Here is a 1,443-nt window from a genome sequence, read left to right as displayed (position 1 = left end):
CTAAGGTCTAATACTTAGGCTCTCATACCTAAGGTCTAATACCTAGTGCCTAATCCTTAGGATCTAATACCTAGTGTCTAATTTGGAGGAGTCTAGTTTACCCCTTCATTCAATTTTGATGGAATACTACGGAATATCAGTAACTTTACTGTCTGGTAGATTACTCACTGCCCGTTGCAAGTTGGCCAAAGCGCGGTTGTAGCCCAGAATTGCAGTAAGTTGGTTAATCCTAGCCCGGGTAAGGGCAGTTTGCTGGTTAATTACGTCGGTTTGGGTACCAACCCCTGCCTGAAATCGTAACCGAGCTAGCCGGAGACTCTCTTCTGCTACTTCTAGGGCAAAGGATGCGGTTTCAATACTCTCTTCATTGGAGTTTAATTGAGAATAAGCTTGTTCGATCTCAAAGCGTATTTGATCCCGTTGGTTAGCAAAACTGCTTTCAGCTACGGCAACATCAATATCTTCCTGCTTTGCTCTGGCCATGGCTGCTCCGCCATCAAAGAAATTCCACTGGAATTGTGCCCCTACCGAGTAACCATCACCAAAACCCAAAGTATCATTTAAGTCATCCAATAGGTCGATTTGACCAAATACACTCAACTGGGGCCTGACCGCAGCCAGAGCAATGGTGCGCTGTTCCTTGTTGATCTTTCGTTGTACCAGTTGCTGTTCTAACTCAGATCGGTTTTTATAAGACAGGATCAGGCTCTGTTCTAGAGATAAATCCCAACTTCCAGCAATTTCGATGGGATCGGCTGCGGTAATTTCTGCGGATTGAGATAAGTTTAATAACTCCGCCAGCTGACGTCGGGCTATACGTTGGTCACTCAGAGCGTTGGTCAACCCTTGAGAGTCATTGGCTAGCTCAACCTGCTGTTGCAAGACCTCAAATCGGGTTCCTAAACCAGCTTGTTCCAGTAACTCGGTATCCCGTAGAATCTGAGCGGATTCGGTGACTGCCGCTTGGGAAATTTCAACTCGAGCATCAGCTTCTTGCAAATTGTAATAGGCAAGGGTGACCTGAAGTCGAATCTCTTCAGAGAGGCGTTCTACCTCCAGCTGCTGTAAGTTTAGCTGTTCCTCAGCTAGACGGACTTGTGCTGGTCGTTGCCCACCAGTGTATAGGTTATAATTTAAACTTAGGGTTGCAGTGAAACTTCCTGACGGCCCAGGGTTTGGCGTACGCTGAGCTGGTGGCACAGTCTCTTGACCTTGAGCGTCACGTGTTGCCTGAGCACTTATCTGGCCTCTTGCACCCTGTCCATAATCAATTCGTGCACTTGTTGACAAACTGGGATACCAAGCAGTTAAGGCTTCTTGAAGAACAAACTGATTACGTTCCAAGGTCAGTTGCGCTTGCTGTAATTCCTGATTATTACGCTTTGCCAGTTCTATGGTCTGTTGGAGGGTAATTGGCTGTGTGACATCTATCTGCACTTCCTA

1 protein-coding gene is annotated in these 1,443 nt (G+C 46.6%); it reads right to left on the bottom strand.

All coding sequences use genetic code 11. The annotated features are described in order from the left end of the window. Positions 1–126: 126 nt before the first annotated feature. Positions 127–1,437: a TolC family protein gene (locus F6K49_RS48800; protein WP_293109924.1), complete on the bottom strand. Its 1,311-nt coding sequence runs from the start codon at positions 1,435–1,437 to the stop codon at positions 127–129. Between the last annotated feature and the right edge of the window lie 6 nt (positions 1,438–1,443).

It is taken from the genome of Moorena sp. SIO3I6 (genome assembly GCF_010672095.1).
This window is presented reverse-complemented; position numbering and strand designations above follow the sequence as displayed.